Raw genomic sequence first — 19,729 nt, 5'->3', positions numbered from 1 at the left:
GCAACAGCAAGCCAGGAGCGTAGCTTATGCCCGCGCGGGCCCGGATCCCGTACCGGGTCAGCCGCCCCGGCGGTAGCGGATGTGCGTGGCCAGCGGCGAGTGCAGCACCTCGACGGGCTCGAAGCCGAAGGATTCGGACCCGTCGAAGATGCGCTCGCCGGAGCCGAGCAGGACCGGGGCGATGTCGAGGGTGAGCTCGTCGACCACGCCGGCCGCCAGCGCCTGCCGGACGGCCGATGCCCCGCCGGCGATGTCCACGCCCCTGTCCCCGGCGGCCTGGCACGCGGCGGCGTAGGCCGCGTCGAAGCCCTCGGTGACGAAGTGGAAGGTCGTCCCGCCCTCCATCTCGATCGGGTCGTGGGCGTGGTGGGTGAGCACGAACACCGGCGCATGGTAGGGCGGTTCGGGGCCCCACCACCCGGTCCATTCCTCGTCCCACTCCCCGCGGACGGGCCCGAACATGTTCCGCCCCATGACGTAGGCGCCGCGCGGGCGCATGAGCCATCCGGCCGCGGTCCGGTCGGCGTCATTGGCCCGCGGGTCGCCCAGATGCCAGGCGTGCAGCTCCTGTCCGCGCCGCCCCAGGGGGTTCTCGCGGCTCTGGTCCGGCCCGGCGACGAAGCCGTCCAGCGAGATCGACATGTGGCAGGTGGTGTCCGGCACCGCGGGCCTCCTGGAGGGGTGCGACGTGCATGGGGCTGTCAGCGAATGGTGGGGATGCTAGCACGCGGCCGTCCGCACGGGGACCCCTGAGTGCCGGGGAGCGGACGACGGCGGGTGCCCTCCCGCCGTCGTCCGCTCCCCGCTGCCTTCCCCCGCCTCAGGCGAGGAGCTTGCCCCAGCGTGTCTCGAGGAGCGGTGCGCCGGCGAGCTGGAGGCAGCGCCAGAGGGTCACGGCCACGGAGTCGAGCACCGCAACGCCGGTGCGCTCCTCGATCTCCGCCGCGACGGGGGCGCCGTAGAGGTTGGTGCACAGGCACACGAGGGCGTCCGGGCGGTCCTCGGCGAGTTCGAGGGAGCCGGGCACGAGCTCCTCGGGGGCCACCCGGGCGAAGGACTCGTTGTCGCTGAGCCCGAGCGCGCGGTGCCCGCTGGTGCGGACGCCCTCGGCGGCGTAGCGGGCGATCACCTGCTCGTTCACGTCCTCGGTGTACGGGGTGAGCAGGCCGATCGTGCCGGTGCCGAACTGGGCGAAGGCGTCGAAGTACGCGAGCGTGGACGTCGTCGCGGGGACCCCGGTGGCGGCGGTGATCTCGGCCGCGATCCCGCGGTCGTGCTCGAGCCCGAGCCACGAGCCGGACGTGCCGTTCCAGGCGATGACGTCCACGTCCGCGGTGGCCAGCAGCTCGGCCGCGGCCCGCATCCCCTCGACGTCGAACTGCCGGTCCGATCCGGCGTCGAGGGCGATCCGGGTCACCGGGATGCGGGCCGAGTGGATCGTGACGTCCTCCCGGCCGCCGAGGATCCGGTAGCTCATCGGCTCGAGGCACGTGTTGGACGAGGGGACGATCATGCCCACGCGGACGGGGCGTCCGGTCCGCACCATGGTCACTGTCCTTCCGGGGCTGCGGCGCCAACAGAGGCGGCAGGGGCGGGGGCGGGGGCGGCGAGCGACTCGCGGTACCCGAGGCGTGGGACGAAGCGGCCGACGGGGCCCGGGTCGTGGAACCCGTCCTGGTCGAGGACCACCCGGCCGCCCGCGACGACGTGCTGCGGCCAGCCGCGCAGGCTGCGGCCGTGGAACGGGGAGAAGTCGGTGCCCATGTGCAGGGCGGTCCCGTCCACGGTGCGGGCCTCGGACGGGTCGAAGACCACGAGGTCGGCGTCGAACCCGGGCGCGACCGCGCCCTTGCCCGGCAGCGCGTTGATCCGCGCCGGCGCGGCGGCGAAGAGGTCGACGAACCGCTCGAGGAGGCCGATGCCGTCCGGTGCGGCGCCGTCGCCGGTGGCACGCGTCCCGTCGGCGTCCCAGCCCTCGGCGAGGGCGGTGAAGGCCACGGGCATGCGGGTCTCGACGCCGGGGAGGCCGTGCGGCATGTGCCGGATGTCGTCGGTGCGCTCGCGCTTCTGGGACAGGTCGTAGCACGAGTGGTCGCTCGAGACGGTGTGGATGGACCCGTCCGCGAAGCGCCCGCGCAGCGCAGCGACGGTCTCCGCCGAGCGCATCGGGGGGCAGCACGCGTACCACTCCGGGAACTGCGAGGAGTACACGCCGTCGTCGAGGACGAGGTAGTGCGGGCAGGTCTCGGAGTGCGCCTCGACGCCCCGGGCGCGGGCCTCGGCCACGAGGTCGACGGCGCCCGGGGTGGACTGGTGGACGAAGTACACGGGGGCGCCCGTGTACTCGGCCATGGCGAGCACCTCGCGCACGGAGGCCTCCTCGGCGAGCTCCGGCCGCGTCTCGTGCAGGTGCCCGATCCCGATCCTGCCCGCGTCCGCGTGCTCCTGGGTGCAGTCCACGATCATCGCGTCGTGCTCGGCGTGGATGTAGGTGAGCCCGTCGAGGCGCACCATCTCGCGCATGACCTTCAGGACCGTGTCGTTGTCCGCCATGGTCGAGCCGCGGTTGGTCATGTACATCTTCACGGACCGGATGCCCAGCCGCGCGAGTTCCTCGAGCTGGGCCGGGACGGTCTCGTCCCAGTCGATGACGGCGCCGTGGAGGGCGACATCGCAGCGGGCCTCGGCGGCGAGGGCGAGCTTGTTCGCCGCGGCCTCGAGCGGGGTCTCGCCCGCGTCGCGCGGGATGCCGAAGTCGAGGATCGTGGTGGTGCCGCCCCAGAGGGCGGCCGCCGAGGTGACCGCGTAGTCGTCGAGGGTGCGCCACCGGCCGGTGACCTGCGCGACGTGGCAGTGTCCGTCGATCCCGCCGGGGACGACCACGCGGCCGGAGGCGTCGATCACGCGCTCGGCGGCGGGCACGGGTTCGGCGGCGTCGACGACGGCGGTGACGCGGCCGGCGTCGACCACCACGTGGGCCAGGCGGCGGCCGGTGGCGTTGACCACGAGGCCGTGCGCGATGACGAGGTCGGCCACGCCGGTCCCGGGCGCGCCGGCGGCGCTCATGCCCGGCCCCCGGCGGCGGTGCCGGCACCGTGGGAGGCCAGCTGGCCGGCGTCGAGCGCGGCGTCCAGCGCGGGCGAGAGCCCGGCGCGGCGCTTCGGCGGCGGCGCGGCGAACGAGCCGGCCCGGTGCACCCCGGCGGACAGGCCCACGAGGGCCGCCGTGAGCCGGATCCCGGCGGCGATGCCGTCGATCACCGGCACGGGGATCTCCTCGGCCACGTCCCGCGCAAGGCCCGCGAGCGGTGCCCCGGCGAGGATCACCACGTCGGCGCCGTCCTCCGCGACGGCGAGGCGGGCGAGCTCCACGAGGGTGGGGCGGAAGTCCTCCTGGACGCTCCCGATGCCCCGCAGCGCGTCCCTGATGGAGCGGATCGAGGCGAGCCGGGCGCCCAGGCCGAAGCCCTCGACGCACTCGCGGTACCAGGCCGTGATGCGGTCCGAGATCGCGATGATGGAGAAGCGCCGGCCGGTCAGGGCAGCGGCGCACAGGGCGGCCTCGGTGATGCCGACGACGGGGACGTCGACGAGCTCCTTGAGCGCCGGCATGCCGGGATCGCCGAAGGCGGCGACCACGACGCCGTCGACCTCGCCGGCGTGCTCGGCGATGAGCTCGGCGACTGCTCCGGCGGCGATGAGGGACTCGAAGCGGGTCTCGATGTACTCGACGCCGTGGCCGGCGGTGCGCACGAGGAGCTCGGTGCCGGGGGCTGCGGACCGCTCGGCCTCGGAACGGATCAGCGCGGTGACGTCCTCGCTGATGTTGGGATTGATGACCAGAAGTCTCATGGTGGTTCCTTGGGTGGGGGTGGGGGCCCCGGACGCGGTCAGACCGTGTCCGGGTACTGCTCCCTGTACTTGCCGATGTGCCTGGCCGACTGGGCCGCGGCCCGCTCGGGGTCGCCGCTGGCGATGGCCGCGAGGAGCGCCCGGTGCTCCTCGATCAGCTCGGGCAGGTCCGTGACGTGGCGGAAGAGCCAGTGCATGCGGCCCTGGAGGGGCTCGAGCGCCGTGCGGAGGAAGGTGTTGTCCGCGATCTTCGTGACCTCGTCGTGGAAGTCGTTGTTGAAGCGGTGCGCCTCGTTGATGCTGCCGCGCGCGAGGGCGTCCGAGGCGTCGGCGAGGAGGCCGTCGAGTCGGGCGAGGTCCTCCGGGGTGGCCCGCTGGGACGCGAGCCGGCACGCGAGGACCTCGAGGGAGGCGCGCACGTCGAAGAGGTCCTCGACCTCCTTCTCGCTCAGCGACGCCACGACGGACCCGCGGGTGGCCCGCTCCGCGAGCAGCCCCTCCTGGCCGAGCATCCGCAGGGCCTCGCGGACCGGCAGCCGGGAGACGTTGAACTCCGCGGCGAGGTCGCGCTCGATCAGCCGCGTCCCCGGCGCGTAGTAGCCCTCGAAGATGCGGGTCCGCAGGGTGTCACGGATGACCTCGCGGAGGGGCCGGTCCCGGAGGGGCTCCTCGATTGGCTGTGCCATTGAACGCTCCTGACGGATGGTCGGGGCCGGCGGGCCGGCGCGCCTGATGTGGTCCATTCGACCACGGCGGTTCCCGGCGGGCGGCGCAGGGCCGCCCGCCGGGGGAGTGGGTCAGACCGGAAGCCTCCGGCTGTAGTCCAGCGTGAGCACCGAGATGCCCGTGATGATCGCGGATCCGACGAAGTACAGCAGCGCCCAGGTGTAGCCGCCGGTCGCGCCCACGATGAGGCCGACGGCGATCGGGGTGACGAAGCCGGCGATGTTGCCGCTGAGGTTCATCGCGCCGCCGAGGACGCCCGCGTTGGTGCGCCCGCCGAGGGTGGCCGGGACGGCCCAGAAGAGGCCGACCCAGCGCAGGAAGAACAGGACCACGGACAGGAGGGCCACGGCGGTGAGGGGATCGCCCACCACCGTCACCCCGACGAGGCCGCCGGCGACTATCAGGCTCGAGACGCCGAGGAGGGAGCGCATGACGAGGTTGGCGCCGTGGCCGCGGGCGCGGAGCCGGTCCGCGAGGGTGCCGCCGAGGATCTCCCCGACGAACCCTGCACCGAAGATCACGAAGGTGGACCAGCCGATCGAGCTCAGGTTGAAGTGCTTGGCCTGGGCCAGGTAGAGCGGGCCCCAGGTGAGCAGCCCGTAGAAGACGCCGTTGAAGCCGAGCCAGCCGAAGCACATGGCCCAGAACGAGCGGAACTTCAGGTAGGGCAGGAGGCCGCGCTTGGACGTGCTGCCGGCGGCCGCGGCCTCGGCGTCCTCGGCGGCGTGCGAGGCCTCGATGTACTCCGCCTCGGCGGCGTTGACGGCCCTGTGGTCGCGGGGGTTGTCCCGCACGTACCACCAGATGAGGGCGCCGAGGGCCACGGTGGCGATGCCGGCGATCACGAAGGACATCCGCCAGCCGCCGGTGGCGGCGATGAGCCAGGTGATGAGGATGCCGCCGACGCCGGCCCCGAGGGGTGCGCCCGCATCGAGGATCGTGGCGCCGCGTCCGCGCTCCTTGGAGTGCATCCAGAGGGCGTTCAGCTTGCCGCCGGCCGGCATCACGCCGGCCTCGGTGACGCCGATGGCGGCGCGGGCGATGAACATGCTCAGGAATCCGCCGGCCATGCCGGAGGCGGCGGTGGCCGCGCCCCAGCCGACGCACGAGGCGGTGACGACCTTGCGGGGGCCGAAGCGGTCGATGAGCCAGCCTACCGGGACCTGCATGAGCGCGTAGGTCCAGAAGAAGGCGGAGAGCAGCAGGCCGACGAGCTCGGGGGAGAGGGCGAACTCCTTCTGGATGATGGGCAGCGCGACCGAGATGGACCCGCGGTCCACGTAGTTCACGGTCACGAGGACCAGCAGCAGGATGAACAGCTTCCAGCGGACGCCCGTGGGCTTGGCGGCGGACCGGGTGGACGGGGCCCCGGACTCGTCGGCGACGAGCGCCGGGGCGTCGGCGAGGGACGCCTGGTCTGGGTTCTCTTCTCGAAGGGACATGCGTCCTCCTTGACGGCAGGGGGGAGAAGGGCAGGCGGGGTGCCTGCCGTGCCCGAATGGGCTGCGCAACGGATCGAGAATTCTCTTTGGGATACCTTCTTGGGATCCCAAAAAGAGAGTAAGGGGTGAGGCTCGACACAGTCAAGCAGTTGGGATCCCAAATCCAAGGAGTCTCGAGCCGCCCTGAGGGGGTCTTTCCGCATGCCCCTGGAGCCTCTAAAATTCTAAATAAGATTTATGGATGCGCTTCGGAGTGTTCAGGAGAGGGGCCGAGATGGACTGGGCCAGGTGGGCGGTCTTCGGGCTCATGGCGACTGGCGCCTTGACCGCGGCGATGATCCTCGCCCAGATGGCAGGACTCACCCGGATGGACCTGCCCCTACTCCTGGGCACCATGTTCACGCCGGATCCGGACCGGGCGCGGGTCCTCGGCTTCTTCCTGCATCTGGCGGCGGGGCAGTGCTTCGCCCTCGGCTACGCCGCGGCCTTTGCGCTGCTGGGCGCGAGCAGCTGGTGGGCGGGGGCCCTCTTGGGGATGCTGCACGCTGCGGTTGCCCTGACGGTGGTCCTGCCCCTCCTGCCGGGGGCCCATCCGAGGATGGCCACGGCGCGCTCGGGCCCGTCCACCCGGGCCGTTCTCGAACCACCGGGCCTCCTCGGACTGAACTACGGGATCCAGACCCCGGTCGTGACGGCGGTAGCCCATGTTCTGTACGGTGTGGTCCTCGGCTTGCTCCTGGGGCCACAGTAGGGGGCGCAATGATGGCCGGCATTCCTGGCGTGCCGATCGCTGACTATGGGCTGCTGGGCGACACACGCACGGCGGCACTGGTGTCCTCCGCCGGCTCCGTCGACTGGCTCTGTGCGCCTTCCTTCGATGGCCTTCCCGTCTTCGGCGCCCTTGTGGGAGGCGAGCAGGCCGGGTCCTTCGCCGCGGGCCCCGAACCATCCCTGCCGCCTGCCGCCCGCCGGTACCGGCGCGGAACAGCCACGCTGGAGACGGAGTGGGATGCCAGTGGCGGGCGGCTGCTGCTGGAGGAGGCGATGGTGGCGGAGACGGGCGGGTCGCTGGCCCCGGCCTCTGTCTTGGTGCGCCGGCTCAGCGCTTCCCGAGGACCTGTCGAGGTCTCGATCGTGCTCGACCCCCGGCCCGGCGGGTCCCGCTGCCGCTGGAGCCGCCGTGGAGCCCACCTCGTGGCCGAGGCCGGGCGTCTGGCCCTGTCCTTCACGGCAGATCCGCCCTTGGCGGTGCGGCCCGGCATGCCGTCGCGGGCCGTCGTCGCGCCCGGGCGGCCAATCACCCTGGTGCTCTCCATCGCCCACGGTGAGCCCCTCGTGCTTCTCGATCCCGCCTCGGCGTGGGACCTGGTCGCCGCGGACGAGGACAGGTGGCGGGCGTGGTGCGCGGAGGTCGACGAAGACCTGCCGCGCCGGGAGGCCGTGGTGCGGAGCCTGCTGACCCTGCGCCTGCTGAGCTTCTCTCCCTCAGGCGCCCCGGTCGCCGCGCCCACCACCTCCCTGCCCGAGGATCTCGGAGGCCTACGGAACTGGGACTACCGCTACACGTGGCCCCGCGACGCGAGTCTGGGAGCGCGCACTTTCCTCGCTGTCGGGAAGACCGACGACGCCGCGCGGTTCCTGGGCTGGCTGCTCCATGCCAGCCGGTTGGACCGGCCGCGCCTTCCAGCACTGCTCACGCTGTGGGGCACGCCCGTGCCCGTCGAGCGGACCCTGCCGGGCTGGCCCGGCTACCGGGGCAGCGAACCCGTCCGCGTCGGGAATCTGGCGGCGAGCCAGCATCAGCTCGACGGGTACGGCTGGGTGCTGGACGCGGCGTGGGCCTTTGCCGAGGGCGGGCACCGACTCTCCTCCGAGATGTGGCGGGCCATGCGCTCGTTCGCCGACTACGTGGCAGAGCGCTGGCAGGACCCGGACGCTGGGATCTGGGAGATCCGCGGTGCCCCAGCACATCACGTGCACTCAAAGGTGATGGCGTGGCTCGCACTGGATCGGGCGCTGCGGATCGCCTCGCGGCAGGGGGCGCGCGCCCAGAAGCTGCGCCGCTGGCAGGAGGCCCGGGATGGGATCGAGGCCGAGGTCAGGGCGCGGGGAGTCGATCCGTCCACCGGGACCTACCGCCGTGCCTACGGCTCGGACGATCCTGATGCGGCCCTGCTGATGATCCCGGGGCTGGGGTTCGAGGATTCGGGATCCCCGCGTCTCGCGGCCACAGTCGAGCGGATAGCCCGGGAGCTCGCGGCGGGCGGCCCGCTCCTCTACCGGTACCCTCCCGGCCGGGACGGGCTGCCCGGGGGCGAGGGAGCGTTCCTCCCCTGTTCCTTCTGGATGGTCGAGGCGCTCGCACTCGCCGGCCGGCGCACCGAGGCGGAGGCCGCCTTAGAGGCCCTGCTGGGGCTCGCGACGCCCCTGGGCCTCTACGGCGAGGAAATGGACCCGGACACCCTCGAACACCTCGGCAACTTCCCGCAGTGCCTCACCCATGCGGCCCTGGTGCAGGCTGCGCTCGCCCTGCGGGCCACCGCCTCCCCTCGCCCTCCAGCGACGTAGCGGGAGCGAGGGCGAGCCCCCGCGATGCGGGCCATCAGGCCATGGGGACGCGCAGCGCGAGACCCGGGTAGAGGACGTCCGGGTCGAACAGGATGTCCCGGTTCGCGGTGAAGAGCGCCCCCGCCCTGCCCTCGTCGCCGTAGACGTCCCTCGCGATCCCCGAGAGCGTGTCGCCCTCCACGACCGTGTGCAGCGTGAATCCGGAATAGGTCCCGCCCATGAGCGTGCGGCCGAAGGTCACCGGGACCGTCACGGAGGCCGCGTTCTCCGGCAGGCCGCTCGGGTTGGTCGCCTGGACGGTCACCGTGCCCTCGGGGGTCGACGGCACCCCGAGGCCGAACGCGCTGTGGAACAGCGAGAACCCGTGGCCCCCGCCGAGCAGATTCGACTCGGCGACCACGTGGCCGGCGCCGTCCCGCACCACGACGGAGCCGTACACGCCCTCGAACGCGGACCCCAGCCCGGTCACGGCCACCTGGGCGCCGAGGATGTCGAAGGGGAGCGGGGTGCGGAGGCTGATCTGCGGCAGGATCGACATGCCCCCAGTCTCACGCCCGCGCGGCGCGGCCGACAAGGCCGGGCGGCCCGCGCGGGCCGGGCGCCCCGTGCACCAGAGGCTATGGGCCTCCCCGGCGGCCCGCAGGTAGGCGCACACTGGTGGCATGGCGGAGAACGCGTCTGCTGACAGCTGGGCCCACGCCCTCGATGACCTGGTCGCCCTGATCGACCATCCCATCCCCGCGCCGGCGCACTGGATCGAGAACGGCTCGCGGGAGGAGCTCGACGAGGCGCGCGCCGTGGCGGTCGCCTGGGGCTGGCTCATGCGGGCCAAGCGCACGGCCCAGGCCGTGCTGGGGCTCGACCGGCTCGGCTTCGGCACTGAGGCCGCCCCGCTCCTGTGCTCCTTCGTGGAGCACGCCGCCCGCCTCGTGTGGGCGGGCCGGCGCGAGCGCTCCGAGGCCGTGGAGATCCTCGTGGGGGTGCACCTCGACGCCGGCCGCGGGCTGAGCGAGGACGAGCTCCAGCTCCTCGGCGCCCTGCAGCACGACCACCTCGGCAAGGCGGTGGAGCCGGACGGCGGCTCCGACCTCCTGCGCCTCTTCACCCGCGCGCAGCGGGAGTCCCACCCGGGCACGGCCAGCGCGTCCGCCTACCTCGAGGAGTCCGCGGACCGGCACGGATGGCTCCTGCGGCTCCTGCCCAAGGAGCGGGAGCCCGCACTGGACGCGCACCTCGCCGCGCTGCTCCTGCTGGCCTTCGAGGGCTACGTGCGGATCGCGGGCCTGGGGGGCCAGTTCGGCCCCGGCATCGATGCGCTCGGTGCCCGCATGGAGCACCTCGTGGCGGTCGGCGGCAGGGAGCCCGCCGCCGGGTAGCGGGCGCACATGCGGATCGCACTGGTGGGCGATATCATGCTCGGCCGCCTCGTGGACGAGCGGCTGCGCACGGCGCCGCCCGCCTCGGTCTGGGGAGACACCCTGCCGGTGCTCGCGGACGCGGACCTGCGCCTCGCCAACCTCGAGTGCGTCCTCGCCCGGGGCGGCTCGCCCTGGCCGGGCAAGGTCTTCCACTTCCGTTCCGCACCCCGCAATGTCGCGTGCCTGGCCGCGGCCCGCGTCGAGGCGGTCTCGCTCGCGAACAACCACACGCTCGACTTCGGTCCCGAGGCGCTGGGGGAGACCCTCGACCTCCTCGACGGCGCGGGCATCCGCCACGCCGGCGCGGGGTGGGACGACGACGCCGCGTGGGCGCCCGCCGTCGTGCGCGCGGGAGGGCTCGACGTCGGCCTCGTCGCCTTCACCGACAACACCCCGGAGTGGGCCGCGGCCCCGCGGCGCGCGGGGGTGGCGTACGCCCCGGTGGACGCCGCGCATCCGCTCGGGCGCCGGCTCCGCGAGCTGGTCCGGGCCACGCGCGACGCGGTGGACGTCCTCATCGTCTCGGCGCACTGGGGCGGCAACTGGGGCGCCGAGGTGCCCGCCGAGCACCGCGCCCTCGCGCACCTCCTCGTGGAGGACGGCGCCGACCTCGTCTTCGGCCACTCGCCGCATATCGTCCGGGGCATCGAGGTCCACCGCGGCCGCCCCATCATCTACGGCGCGGGCGACTTCATCGACGACTACGCGGTCGACCCGGTCGAGCGCAACGACCAGTCCTTCATCTTCGGCGTGGACTTCGACGGCGGCGGCGCTGCCGTGGGGCTCGCGCTCTGGCCGACCCTCATCGCAGACCGCCGCGCGATGCTCGCGGGCCGGTCCGGCCGCCCGATCGCTGCCCGGATGGAACGGCTGTGCGCCGCGCTCGGCACGCCGGCGGTGTGGGAGCCGGGCGAGGGGCGCCTGACCCTGGCGCTCGCCTGACGCACGACGGCGGCCGGCTGCCGCGGGCTGCCGGGGAGCCTAGCGCTCTTCCCGCCCCGCCTCGTCGACCCGGATCCGTGCCCGGTCCGGGCGGAAGCCGTGCTCGATGCCCCACAGGATCGCCTGGCTCCGGTTCGTCACCCCGATCCGGCGGTAGCAGCTGCGGATGAACGTCTTGACGGAGTTGATCGAGAGGTGCGTCCTCTCGCAGATCTCCGCGTTGCCCAACCCCTGGGTGATGAGGGCCAGCACCTCGGCCTCGCGCGGGGTGAGACCCTCCGCCCGGCCCGGCCAGTCGCCGCGGACTCCGGTCCCCGCTCCGTCGGCCGGTGCCAGCGCCCGGAGCTCGCCGCGGTGCACAGCCTGGAGCGCCGAGACGAGGTGGCGCGCGGGGAGGCTCTTGGAGAGGTACGCCGTGGCCCCGTTGGCGAGCGCCGCCGAGACGAGGTCGGGGTCCAGATTCCACGAGTAGACCACCACCTTGCCCGCGAGCGGGTTGGCCGTGAGCCGGCGCACGGCCTCGCTGTCGCCCTGCGTGGCCGCGAAGGTGTCGTACAGGGTGAGGTCCACCGGCTGGCCCACGGTCCCGCTGAGGTCCACCTCGACGACCTGGATGGCGTCCCGGTACTCCCGCAGCATGCTGACCAGGCCCTGTGCGACCACTTCGTAGTCGTTCACCAGCGCCGCGCGAATCGCACCCATAACCCCTCACTCTACGCGTCCCCACTTCACCCTTGGGGGTGAAGACAGACTTGTCTGTCCCCCACTAGCGTGGACCCCATGTTGCAGATGCCAGCCGAAAAGGACCACGCCACCGTCCGCGAACTCATCGTCGAGCTCGCCGAAGTGGAGGATGCCCTGCGCCAGGCGGGCGCCCGCGGGACGCTCGGAGCCGCCGAAGCCCTGGCCGAGCGCGAGCAGGAGATCGTCGCCGCACTGCACCAGCGCGGCCTCCCGTTCCACGCCCAGGGGGCAGACCGCGCGTGACTTCCCCTGACGCCCAGAGGGTCATCGCCAGGGACGGCGGGATGGAGGTCCACGGGTACGCCGTGGCATCCGGCGGCGGTCGCATCTACGTCGTCTGGGAGGTCGCCTCCGGGCGGCGCCGGCAGCGCAGCTTCAACGCCGAGTCGGTGTTCGTTCCGGGGACCACGCTGCCGTGGGCGGGTGTGCCCATTCCCGTCGGGCAGCTCAGCGGCCCGTACCGCATCCGCCGCTGACCCGGGGGCGCCGCAGCCCGCCACCCGGCTGTGATCCACGCCACAGGCGTGCAACCCGCCTGCAACCCCTCCGCTCCTACGCTCACTGCAACGCCGGTCCACCGGCACCAGGAGACAAGGGAGTTTCGCCATGACCGTCTACGCCTTCCCCGGCACTGAAGGATCCAAGGTCACCTTCAAGGACCGCTACGAGAACTACATCGGCGGCGAGTGGGTCGCCCCCGTCGGCGGGGAGTACTTCGAGAACATCACCCCGGTCACCGGCAAGGTGATCTGCGAGGTCGCGCGCTCGCAGGCCGCGGACATCGAGCTCGCCCTCGACGCCGCCCACAAGGCCGCCCCGGCTGGGGCAAGACCTCCGTGGCCGAGCGCGCGCTCATCCTGCACCGCATCGCGGACCGCATCGAGGAGAACCTCGAGCTGCTCGCCGTGGCCGAGACGTGGGACAACGGCAAGCCCGTCCGCGAGACCCTGGCCGCGGACCTGCCGCTCGCCGTCGACCACTTCCGCTACTACGCCGGCGCCATCCGCGCCCAGGAGGGCTCGCTCTCCCAGATCGACGAGAACACCACCGCCTACCACTTCCACGAGCCGCTCGGCGTGGTCGGGCAGATCATCCCGTGGAACTTCCCGCTGCTCATGGCCACGTGGAAGCTCGCCCCCGCCCTGGCGGCCGGCAACGCAGTGGTCCTCAAGCCGGCGGAGCAGACCCCGGCGAGCGTCCTCGTCCTCGCCGAGCTGATCGGCGACCTGCTCCCGGCCGGCGTGCTCAACATCGTCAACGGCTTCGGCGTCGAGGCCGGCAAGCCGCTCGCCTCGAGCCCCCGGATCCGCAAGATCGCCTTCACCGGCGAGACCACCACGGGCCGGCTCATCATGCAGTACGCGTCCCAGAACCTCATCCCCGTCACCCTCGAGCTCGGCGGCAAGAGCCCGAACATCTTCTTCGACGACATCGCCGCGAAGGACGACGCCTTCTACGACAAGGCCCAGGAGGGCTTCACGCTCTTCGCCCTCAACCAGGGCGAGGTCTGCACCTGCCCGTCCCGGGCGCTCATCCAGGAGGGCATCTACGAGCGGTTCCTCGGCGACGTGGTCGAGCGGACCCGTGCCATCAAGCAGGGCAACCCGCTGGACACCGAGACGATGATCGGCGCGCAGGCCTCCAACGACCAGCTCGAGAAGATCCTCTCCTACATCGAGATCGGCAAGGCCGAGGGCGCCAAGGTCCTCACCGGCGGCCGCCGCGCCGAGCTGCCCGGCGAGCTCGCGGGCGGCTACTACGTCGAGCCCACCGTGTTCGAGGGCAACAACAGGATGCGCATCTTCCAGGAGGAGATCTTCGGCCCCGTCGTCTCGGTCACGAAGTTCTCCGACTACGAGGAGGCCCTCGAGATCGCCAACGACACCCTCTACGGCCTCGGCGCCGGCGTCTGGTCCCGCGACGGCAACACCGCCTACCGCGCCGGCCGCGACATCCAGGCCGGCCGCGTGTGGGTGAACAACTACCACGCCTACCCCGCGCACGCCGCGTTCGGCGGGTACAAGTCCTCCGGCATCGGCCGTGAGACCCACCTCATGATGCTCGAGCACTACCAGCAGACCAAGAACCTGCTCGTCTCCTACGCCGAGTCCAAGCTCGGCTTCTTCTAGGCCGTACCCCGTCCCCACCGCGGGACGCACGACGGCGGCGACCCGCCGCCGTCGTGCGTCCCGCCTCCCGCACCCCTCACCGCCCCGCCATGCAAAGGAGCATGACCATGACCGCTGCCATCCCCGAGACCTTCCGGGCCGCCGTCGTCCACGACTTCGGCACGGAACTGACCATCGACGACCTGCAGGTCCCCGCGCCGGGCCCCGGCCAGGCGCTCGTGAAGCTCATCTCGAGCGGCGTCTGCCACACCGACCTCCACGCGGCCCAGGGCGACTGGCCCGTCAAGCCCAAGCTGCCGCTCGTGCCCGGCCACGAGGGCGTGGGCACCGTCGTCGCCCTCGGCGAGGGCGTCAGCGACATCACTGATATCCGGATAGGTGACCTCATCGGCAACGCGTGGCTGTGGAGCGCGTGCGGCACCTGCCAGTACTGCCGCACCGGCTGGGAGACCCTGTGCGAGGCGCAGCAGAACGGCGGCTACGGGGTAGACGGCTCGTTCGGGCAGTACATGCTCGTCGACACCAAGTTCGCCGCCCGCATCCCTGAGGGCTCGGACCCATACGAGGTCGCGCCGGTCCTGTGCGCCGGGGTGACCGTGTACAAGGGCCTCAAGCAGACCGAGGTCCGGCCGGGCGAGTGGGTCGTCGTCTCCGGCATCGGCGGCCTGGGCCACATCGCGGTGCAGTACGCGGTCGCGATGGGCATGCGCGTCGCCGCCGTCGACGTCGCGGACGAGAAGCTGGCCCTCGCGAGGAAGCACGGCGCCGAGGTGACCGTCAACGCGTTCGCCGAGGACCCGGCGTCGGCCATTCAGGAGGCCACCGGCGGCGCCCACGGCGTCCTCGTCACCGCCGTCCACCCGGCCGCGTTCGGCCAGGCGATCGGCATGACGAGGCGCGGCGGGACCATCGTGTTCAACGGCCTGCCCCCGGGCGACTTCCCGGCGCCCATCTTCGACATCGTCCTCAAGGGCCTCACGATCCGCGGCTCGATCGTCGGCACGCGGCAGGACCTCGAGGAGGCGCTCGACTTCTACGCGCGCGGCCTCATCCACCCCACGTTCCACACCCGGGACCTGGAGGAGATCAACCAGGTCTTCGACGAGATGCACCACGCCAAGATCGACGGCCGCGTGGTCATCAAGTACTGATGGCCACCGAGCACGAGGCAGCCCTCGCGGCACGGCCGGCGCTGCCCGGGGAGGACTTCTCCCGGGTCGCGCTGACCGCGCCCGCGCTGGCCCTCCTGGACACCCTCTGGGAGCGCCACGGGCCGCTGATGTTCCACCAGTCCGGCGGGTGCTGCGACGGGTCGGCGCCCATGTGCTACCCGGCCGGGGAGTTCCTCACGGGCGACGCGGACGTCCTCCTGGGCGTCTTCGATGTGCCCGGGCGCGGGGAGCTGCCCTTCTGGATGTCCCGGGAGCAGTTCGGGTACTGGTCCCACACCCGTCTCACCGTGGACGTGGTGGCGGGGCGCGGGAGCGGCTTCTCGCTCGAGGCCCCCGAGGGCAAGCGGTTCCTCATCCGCAGCGAGATCCTGGACATCCCCTAGGGCGTGTCCCTTCCTGCCCGCTTTGGGGCGCAGTCAGCGGCGTGTCGCACGGCGGCGCGCCGCTGACGCGCGCCCGGGGCGGCCCATAGTGGGCAGGAACGGACGGGCTGCCGGGCGCAGGCCAGGGCCCGGGCGCAGGTCAGCGGGCCTCCACGGTGGCGCCCAGGGGGCGCTCGTCGAGGATCGGGAAGCGGATCAGCTCCTCCGGGTAGCAGACCAGCGCCGTGGTGGTGGACACGTGCTGCCGAAGCACCTCGAGCCCGGTCCGCTTGTCCCGCGCGGTCCGGTAGATGGAGTTGTGCCGGTAGACGTTGCCGTCCTTCCGGAAGAAGCAGGAATCCTGCTCGTGGACGTGGTACTTGAGCGGGAGGGGCGCTTCCGCGCGGAGCTCCCCGGAGAGGTACTCGGCTCCGGCCGAGACCCGGAGCTGGAAGGTCTGCGAGGTCGGGTTCCGGAACCGGTAGTCCAGGTAGTTGTACACAATGGACGTGCCCGTGCCGAACGGAATCTGGCGATTGAAGTCCGGGAAGAGGTCGAGCCCCGAGTGGTGGTGGTGCTCCACGATCTCCAACGGCGTGTGCAGCACCATCCAATGGATCAGGTTGGTGAACTGGCACATCCCGCCGCCGATCCCGCTCGCGGCCCGGTCGTGGTCGATCGTGAGGCCCTCCTTGTAGCCGCGCCGCGCGCTCACCGGCCCGACCAGATTCCAGAACGAGAACACCTCGCCGGGCCGGATCAGCACGCCGTCCACCTTCGGCGCCGCGATGGACAGGCTCACGGCCTTGTTCTCCTGCAGCTCCGGATTGACGTTGCCCAGGCGTCTGCGGATCAGGGAGCTGTGCCGGTACACCACCGCCGGGAGGTCTGCCACATCGCGGGTCCGCGCCAGGTGCAGGGTCGGCCGCAGGTCACTCACGTTCCGCAGGAACCTGCCCTTCGCCACGGAGATGCGGTACGTGACGGGGTGGATCTCGCCGAATAGCCTGCGCGCCATGGTCCACCTCGTCCTGCTGCTGGCGATGATAGCCCCAGCATACGAGCTCCCCGCGCCGGATCCGGGCGGAGACACCCGGCCGGGAGCCGGCTGGGTATTGCCTCGGCGTGCGCTCAGAATCCGTTTCGGGGTCCCCGCGCGCGGGAAGGCTTTCCACGACAGCGAGAAGTTCAGCACAGCGAGAAGTTCAGCGAGCGCGTGGAAGGTGGACCCCGTGAAGGCTTTGGGCGTACGGCCGGGTGTGAAGGATTCCCTCGAGCTGCTGCAGGTGGACGCACCGGGGGAGGCGGAGGGCGGCGTGCTCGTGGAGGTGATCGCCGTCGGCCTCTGCGGGACGGACAAGGAGATCGTCTCCGGCGAGTACGGGGAGGCGCCGGCCGGCAGCGACCACCTCATCCTCGGCCATGAGAACCTCGGCCGTGTCGTCTCGGCCCCCGAGGGCTCCGGCCTGGCGGAGGGCGACCTCGTGGTGGGCATCGTGCGCCGTCCCGACCCGGAGCCGTGCGCGGCGTGCGCAAAGGGCCAGTGGGACATGTGCCGCAACGGCAAGTACACGGAGCACGGCATCAAGGGCCTGCACGGATTCGCCCGCGAGCAGTACCGCGCCGAGCCGGATGCCCTCGTCAAGCTCGACCCCGCGCTCGAGGGCGTGGGCGTCCTGCTCGAGCCGACCACCATCGTGGCGAAGGCCTGGCAGCATACGGAGGCGATCGGGCAGCGGGCGTTCTTCGACCCCAAGGTCGCGGTCGTGACCGGAGCCGGGCCGGTGGGGCTGCTCGCCGCACTGCTCGGAGTCCAGCGCGGCCTCGAAGTGCACGTCTTCGACCAGGTGGAGGACGGCCCCAAGCCGGACCTCGTCAAGGCCCTCGGTGCCACGTACCACACGGACACGCTGACCGACTCGGGGGTCCTCGCGGACGTCCTCATCGAGTGCACCGGCGTACCGTCAGTCGTCATGGAGACCATCACCAAGCACGGCCTCGACGCCGTCACCTGCCTCACCGGCGTCTCGTCCACGGGCAAGCGCCTCCCGGTCGACGTCGGAGCGGCGAACCGTGAGGCGGTGCTCGGCAACGACGTTGTCTTCGGCTCCGTCAACGCCAACCGCGGCCACTACGAGGCCGCCGCAGAGGCGCTGAAGAAGGCCGACGGCGACTGGCTGGCCCGGCTGATCACCCGCCGCGTGCCGCTGGACGACTTCGGGAAGGCCTTCGAGCGCCAGGAGGACGACGTGAAGGTCGTCCTCGACGTCCAGGGAGCCTGACATGCCGCGGATCGAGGACTACGCGCTGATCGGCGACCTCCACACGGCGGCGCTGGTGGGCATGGACGGCTCCATCGACTGGCTGTGCCTGCCGCACTTCGACTCGCCGGCCTGCTTCGCCTCCCTGCTGGCCGACCCCGAGGCGGGGCGGTGGATCATCGCCCCGGACGGCGCCTCGAGGTGCACCCGCCGCCAGTACCGCGAGGGCACCCTCGTTCTCGAGACGGAGTGGGAGACCGAGGACGGCGCCGTCCGGGTCATCGACTTCATGCCTCCGCGCGACGGCGTGGCGGACGTGGTCCGGGTCGTCGAGGGCGTCCGCGGGACGGTCACGATGCAGACCGAGCTCGTCCTCAGGTTCGACTACGGGCACGTCGTCCCCTGGGTGCGCCGCACGGAGAGGGGCCTGCACGCCGTCGCCGGCCCCGACTCCGTCTACCTGGCCAGCACCGTCACCCTCCACGGCGCGCACTTCCGCACCACGGGGGAGTTCACCGTCTCGGCAGGCGAGAGGGAGACCTTTGTCCTCACGTGGGGTCCGAGCCACGAGTCCCGCCCTCGGGCCGTGGACGCGGAGAAGGCCCTGCAGCGGACCATGGACTACTGGGAGCAGTGGACGGCGCGGAGCCAGGCGACCGGGGCGTACCGCGAGGCGATCCAGCGCTCGCTGATCACCCTCAAGGCGCTGACGTACATGCCCACGGGCGGGATCGTCGCGGCCGCGACGACGTCCCTGCCGGAGCAGATCGGCGGCCCCCGCAACTGGGACTACCGCTACTGCTGGCTCCGCGACGCGACGTGGACGCTGCAGTCCCTCATGGCGGGCGGGTACACCGACGAGGCCGCGGCATGGCGGGACTGGCTGCTGCGCGCGGTGGCCGGTGACCCGGCCGACCTGCAGATCATGTATTCGCTCCACGGGGCAAGGCGACTGCCGGAGGCCGAGCTCGACTGGCTGCCCGGCTTCGAGCGGTCCTCCCCCGTGCGGATCGGGAACGCCGCTGCGGGGCAGTTCCAGCTGGACGTGTGGGGCGAGGTCCTGGACGGCCTCGCCCTGACCCGCAACACCCTCTCCGACGACGGCGACGAGTCCTGGGACCTGCAGATCGCCATCATGGAGCACCTGGAGAAGATCTGGGACCAGCCGGACAACGGCCTGTGGGAGATGCGCGGGCCGCGCCGGCACTTCACCCACTCGAAGGTCATGGCCTGGGTGGCCGCAGACCGCATGGTCAAGGGCGTCGAGGAGGACGGCCTTCCCGGCCCCGTGGACCGGTGGCGCGAGCTGCGGGACCGGATTCACGCCGACGTGCTCGAGCACGGCTTCGACGCGAAGCGCAACACCTTCGTCCAGTCCTACGGCAGCGACCAGCTCGACGCGAGCCTGCTCCTCATCCCGCGCGTCGGCTTCCTCCCGCACGATGACCCCCGGGTGATCGGCACCATCGAGGCCATCCAGCGCGACCTCACGCAGGGCGGGTTCGTGCTGAGGTACCAGCCCGAGAGCAGCGACGACGGGCTCCCCGGGCGTGAGGGCATCTTCGTCGCATGCTCCTTCTGGCTCGTCGAGGCGCTCCTCGGGGCCGGGCGGGGCGACGAGGCCGAGAAGCTGTTCTGCCGGCTCCTCGAGCTGCGCAACGACGTGGGCCTGCTGAGCGAGGAATGGGACCCGGACGCGCGCCGCCAGCTGGGCAACACGCCCCAGGCGTTCAGCCACTTCGCGCTCATCACCACCGCGATGCAGCTGCACCACGGCGGCGCCCACGGCAGCAACGCGCCCGTGGAGGGGCACAAGCGCCGTCGGCGCCCCCAGAAGGACCCGGCATCGACAGGGACCTGACCCCGCGTCGGGGGAGACCTGACCCCGGGTTGGGGGAGGGCTGACCCCGGGTTGGGGGAGGGCTGACCCCGGGTTGGGGGAGAGCTGACCCCTCGTCGGGGGAGGGCTGACCCCTCGTCGGGGGAGACCTGACCCCGCGTTGGAGAAAAGGTGACCCCGCGTCGGCATCTGCCGGCGCGGGGTCATGTCTCTGCTATCCCGGGGTCATGTCTTTGCTATCCCGGGGTCAGGTCTGGCCTATCGCGGGGTCAGA

19 protein-coding genes and 1 pseudogene are annotated in these 19,729 nt (G+C 72.1%); 11 read left to right on the top strand and 9 right to left on the bottom strand.

Going from position 1 to position 19,729, the window contains the following annotated elements:
- Positions 1-57 precede the first annotated feature (57 nt).
- From SA2016_RS19640 to SA2016_RS19615, 6 genes are all read right to left on the bottom strand, one after another.
- The gene (locus tag SA2016_RS19640) at positions 58-663 is read right to left on the bottom strand and encodes a dihydrofolate reductase family protein (protein WP_066501524.1); all 606 of its coding nucleotides are present in this window, start codon (positions 661-663) and stop codon (positions 58-60) included.
- Between the two features lie 157 nt (positions 664-820).
- A complete protein-coding gene (locus tag SA2016_RS19635) occupies positions 821-1,546 on the bottom strand; it encodes a maleate cis-trans isomerase family protein (RefSeq protein ID WP_066501523.1) in 726 nt (241 codons plus the stop codon).
- Between the two features lie 2 nt (positions 1,547-1,548).
- Positions 1,549-3,066 (bottom strand): amidohydrolase family protein, encoded by a 1,518-nt coding sequence (locus SA2016_RS19630; protein WP_066501521.1) that lies wholly within the window; start codon positions 3,064-3,066, stop codon positions 1,549-1,551.
- Positions 3,063-3,851 carry an aspartate/glutamate racemase family protein gene (locus SA2016_RS19625; RefSeq protein ID WP_066501519.1) on the bottom strand — a complete coding sequence of 263 codons (789 nt, stop codon included), beginning with the start codon at positions 3,849-3,851 and terminating at the stop codon, positions 3,063-3,065. Before SA2016_RS19625 ends, SA2016_RS19630 begins: the two co-directional genes overlap by 4 nt.
- Positions 3,852-3,889: 38 nt before the next feature.
- Positions 3,890-4,537: a GntR family transcriptional regulator gene (locus SA2016_RS19620; RefSeq protein WP_066501516.1), complete on the bottom strand. Its 648-nt coding sequence runs from the start codon at positions 4,535-4,537 to the stop codon at positions 3,890-3,892.
- Positions 4,538-4,648: 111 nt separating this feature from the next.
- Positions 4,649-6,019 (bottom strand): MFS transporter, encoded by a 1,371-nt coding sequence (locus tag SA2016_RS19615; RefSeq protein ID WP_066501515.1) that lies wholly within the window; start codon positions 6,017-6,019, stop codon positions 4,649-4,651.
- Positions 6,020-6,293: 274 nt separating this feature from the next.
- On the opposite strand from SA2016_RS19615, the gene SA2016_RS19610 reads away from it, so the two are divergent.
- On the top strand, positions 6,294-6,770 hold the full coding sequence (locus SA2016_RS19610; RefSeq protein ID WP_066502927.1) for a hypothetical protein: 477 nt from the start codon (positions 6,294-6,296) through the stop codon (positions 6,768-6,770).
- Positions 6,771-6,778: 8 nt separating this feature from the next.
- Positions 6,779-8,587, top strand: a complete 1,809-nt coding sequence (locus SA2016_RS19605; RefSeq protein ID WP_066501512.1) for a glycoside hydrolase family 15 protein — start codon at positions 6,779-6,781, stop codon at positions 8,585-8,587.
- A 34-nt stretch (positions 8,588-8,621) separates the two neighbouring features.
- Here the strand turns inward: SA2016_RS19605 and SA2016_RS21850 are convergent, their stop codons facing one another.
- Positions 8,622-9,125: a LysM peptidoglycan-binding domain-containing protein gene (locus tag SA2016_RS21850; RefSeq protein WP_066501510.1), complete on the bottom strand. Its 504-nt coding sequence runs from the start codon at positions 9,123-9,125 to the stop codon at positions 8,622-8,624.
- Between the two features lie 124 nt (positions 9,126-9,249).
- On the opposite strand from SA2016_RS21850, the gene SA2016_RS19595 reads away from it, so the two are divergent.
- Positions 9,250-9,963, top strand: a complete 714-nt coding sequence (locus tag SA2016_RS19595) for a hypothetical protein (protein WP_066501507.1) — start codon at positions 9,250-9,252, stop codon at positions 9,961-9,963.
- Positions 9,964-9,972: 9 nt separating this feature from the next.
- The gene (locus tag SA2016_RS19590; protein ID WP_066501505.1) at positions 9,973-10,947 is read left to right on the top strand and encodes a CapA family protein; all 975 of its coding nucleotides are present in this window, start codon (positions 9,973-9,975) and stop codon (positions 10,945-10,947) included.
- 39 nt (positions 10,948-10,986) lie between these two features.
- Here SA2016_RS19590 and SA2016_RS19585 read toward each other — a convergent pair whose 3' ends face one another.
- Entirely contained in the window at positions 10,987-11,649 is a 663-nt protein-coding gene (locus SA2016_RS19585; protein ID WP_066501502.1) for a response regulator transcription factor, read from the bottom strand.
- 78 nt (positions 11,650-11,727) lie between these two features.
- Here SA2016_RS19585 and SA2016_RS19580 point away from each other — a divergent pair, with 78 nt between their 5' ends.
- The 5 genes and pseudogenes from SA2016_RS19580 (at position 11,728) to SA2016_RS19560 (ending at position 15,375) form a co-directional block, all read left to right on the top strand.
- The gene (locus tag SA2016_RS19580) at positions 11,728-11,934 is read left to right on the top strand and encodes a hypothetical protein (protein WP_141305402.1); all 207 of its coding nucleotides are present in this window, start codon (positions 11,728-11,730) and stop codon (positions 11,932-11,934) included.
- Positions 11,931-12,167: a hypothetical protein gene (locus tag SA2016_RS19575; RefSeq protein ID WP_141305401.1), complete on the top strand. Its 237-nt coding sequence runs from the start codon at positions 11,931-11,933 to the stop codon at positions 12,165-12,167. The genes SA2016_RS19580 and SA2016_RS19575 overlap by 4 nt, the downstream gene beginning before the upstream one ends.
- A gap of 130 nt (positions 12,168-12,297) precedes the next feature.
- Positions 12,298-13,820 (top strand): annotated as a pseudogene (adh, locus tag SA2016_RS19570) (aldehyde dehydrogenase).
- A 107-nt stretch (positions 13,821-13,927) separates the two neighbouring features.
- Complete coding sequence (adhP, locus tag SA2016_RS19565) at positions 13,928-14,971, top strand: alcohol dehydrogenase AdhP (protein ID WP_066501491.1); 1,044 nt, start codon at positions 13,928-13,930, stop codon at positions 14,969-14,971.
- A complete protein-coding gene (locus SA2016_RS19560) occupies positions 14,971-15,375 on the top strand; it encodes a DUF779 domain-containing protein (RefSeq protein ID WP_066501489.1) in 405 nt (134 codons plus the stop codon). Before adhP ends, SA2016_RS19560 begins: the two co-directional genes overlap by 1 nt.
- Before the next feature lie 139 nt (positions 15,376-15,514).
- Here SA2016_RS19560 and SA2016_RS19555 read toward each other — a convergent pair whose 3' ends face one another.
- Entirely contained in the window at positions 15,515-16,372 is an 858-nt protein-coding gene (locus tag SA2016_RS19555) for a VanW family protein (protein ID WP_066501484.1), read from the bottom strand.
- A gap of 214 nt (positions 16,373-16,586) precedes the next feature.
- Here SA2016_RS19555 and SA2016_RS19550 point away from each other — a divergent pair, with 214 nt between their 5' ends.
- A complete protein-coding gene (locus SA2016_RS19550) occupies positions 16,587-17,636 on the top strand; it encodes a glucose 1-dehydrogenase (RefSeq protein ID WP_066502925.1) in 1,050 nt (349 codons plus the stop codon).
- 1 nt (position 17,637) lies between these two features.
- Positions 17,638-19,476: a glycoside hydrolase family 15 protein gene (locus SA2016_RS19545; protein ID WP_066501481.1), complete on the top strand. Its 1,839-nt coding sequence runs from the start codon at positions 17,638-17,640 to the stop codon at positions 19,474-19,476.
- The last annotated feature ends 253 nt before the right edge of the window (positions 19,477-19,729 follow it).

Source organism: Sinomonas atrocyanea, assembly GCF_001577305.1.
GTDB lineage: Bacteria > Actinomycetota > Actinomycetes > Actinomycetales > Micrococcaceae > Sinomonas > Sinomonas atrocyanea.
This window is presented reverse-complemented; position numbering and strand designations above follow the sequence as displayed.

Excerpts from the sequence above, each read along its gene's own strand:
- SA2016_RS19545 (WP_066501481.1), top strand. The coding sequence starts at position 17,638 with ATGCCGCGGATCGAGGACTACGCGCTGATCGGCGACCTCCACACGGCG.
- SA2016_RS19580 (WP_141305402.1), top strand. The coding sequence starts at position 11,728 with ATGTTGCAGATGCCAGCCGAAAAGGACCACGCCACCGTCCGCGAACTC.
- SA2016_RS19630 (WP_066501521.1), bottom strand. The coding sequence starts at position 3,066 with ATGAGCGCCGCCGGCGCGCCCGGGACCGGCGTGGCCGACCTCGTCATC.
- SA2016_RS19620 (WP_066501516.1), bottom strand. The coding sequence starts at position 4,537 with ATGGCACAGCCAATCGAGGAGCCCCTCCGGGACCGGCCCCTCCGCGAG.
- SA2016_RS19605 (WP_066501512.1), top strand. The coding sequence starts at position 6,779 with ATGATGGCCGGCATTCCTGGCGTGCCGATCGCTGACTATGGGCTGCTG.
- adhP (WP_066501491.1), top strand. The coding sequence starts at position 13,928 with ATGACCGCTGCCATCCCCGAGACCTTCCGGGCCGCCGTCGTCCACGAC.
- SA2016_RS19615 (WP_066501515.1), bottom strand. The coding sequence starts at position 6,019 with ATGTCCCTTCGAGAAGAGAACCCAGACCAGGCGTCCCTCGCCGACGCC.
- SA2016_RS19625 (WP_066501519.1), bottom strand. The coding sequence starts at position 3,851 with ATGAGACTTCTGGTCATCAATCCCAACATCAGCGAGGACGTCACCGCG.
- SA2016_RS19585 (WP_066501502.1), bottom strand. The coding sequence starts at position 11,649 with ATGGGTGCGATTCGCGCGGCGCTGGTGAACGACTACGAAGTGGTCGCA.
- SA2016_RS21850 (WP_066501510.1), bottom strand. The coding sequence starts at position 9,125 with ATGTCGATCCTGCCGCAGATCAGCCTCCGCACCCCGCTCCCCTTCGAC.
- SA2016_RS19560 (WP_066501489.1), top strand. The coding sequence starts at position 14,971 with ATGGCCACCGAGCACGAGGCAGCCCTCGCGGCACGGCCGGCGCTGCCC.
- SA2016_RS19590 (WP_066501505.1), top strand. The coding sequence starts at position 9,973 with ATGCGGATCGCACTGGTGGGCGATATCATGCTCGGCCGCCTCGTGGAC.
- SA2016_RS19610 (WP_066502927.1), top strand. The coding sequence starts at position 6,294 with ATGGACTGGGCCAGGTGGGCGGTCTTCGGGCTCATGGCGACTGGCGCC.
- SA2016_RS19635 (WP_066501523.1), bottom strand. The coding sequence starts at position 1,546 with ATGGTGCGGACCGGACGCCCCGTCCGCGTGGGCATGATCGTCCCCTCG.
- SA2016_RS19595 (WP_066501507.1), top strand. The coding sequence starts at position 9,250 with ATGGCGGAGAACGCGTCTGCTGACAGCTGGGCCCACGCCCTCGATGAC.
- SA2016_RS19555 (WP_066501484.1), bottom strand. The coding sequence starts at position 16,372 with ATGGCGCGCAGGCTATTCGGCGAGATCCACCCCGTCACGTACCGCATC.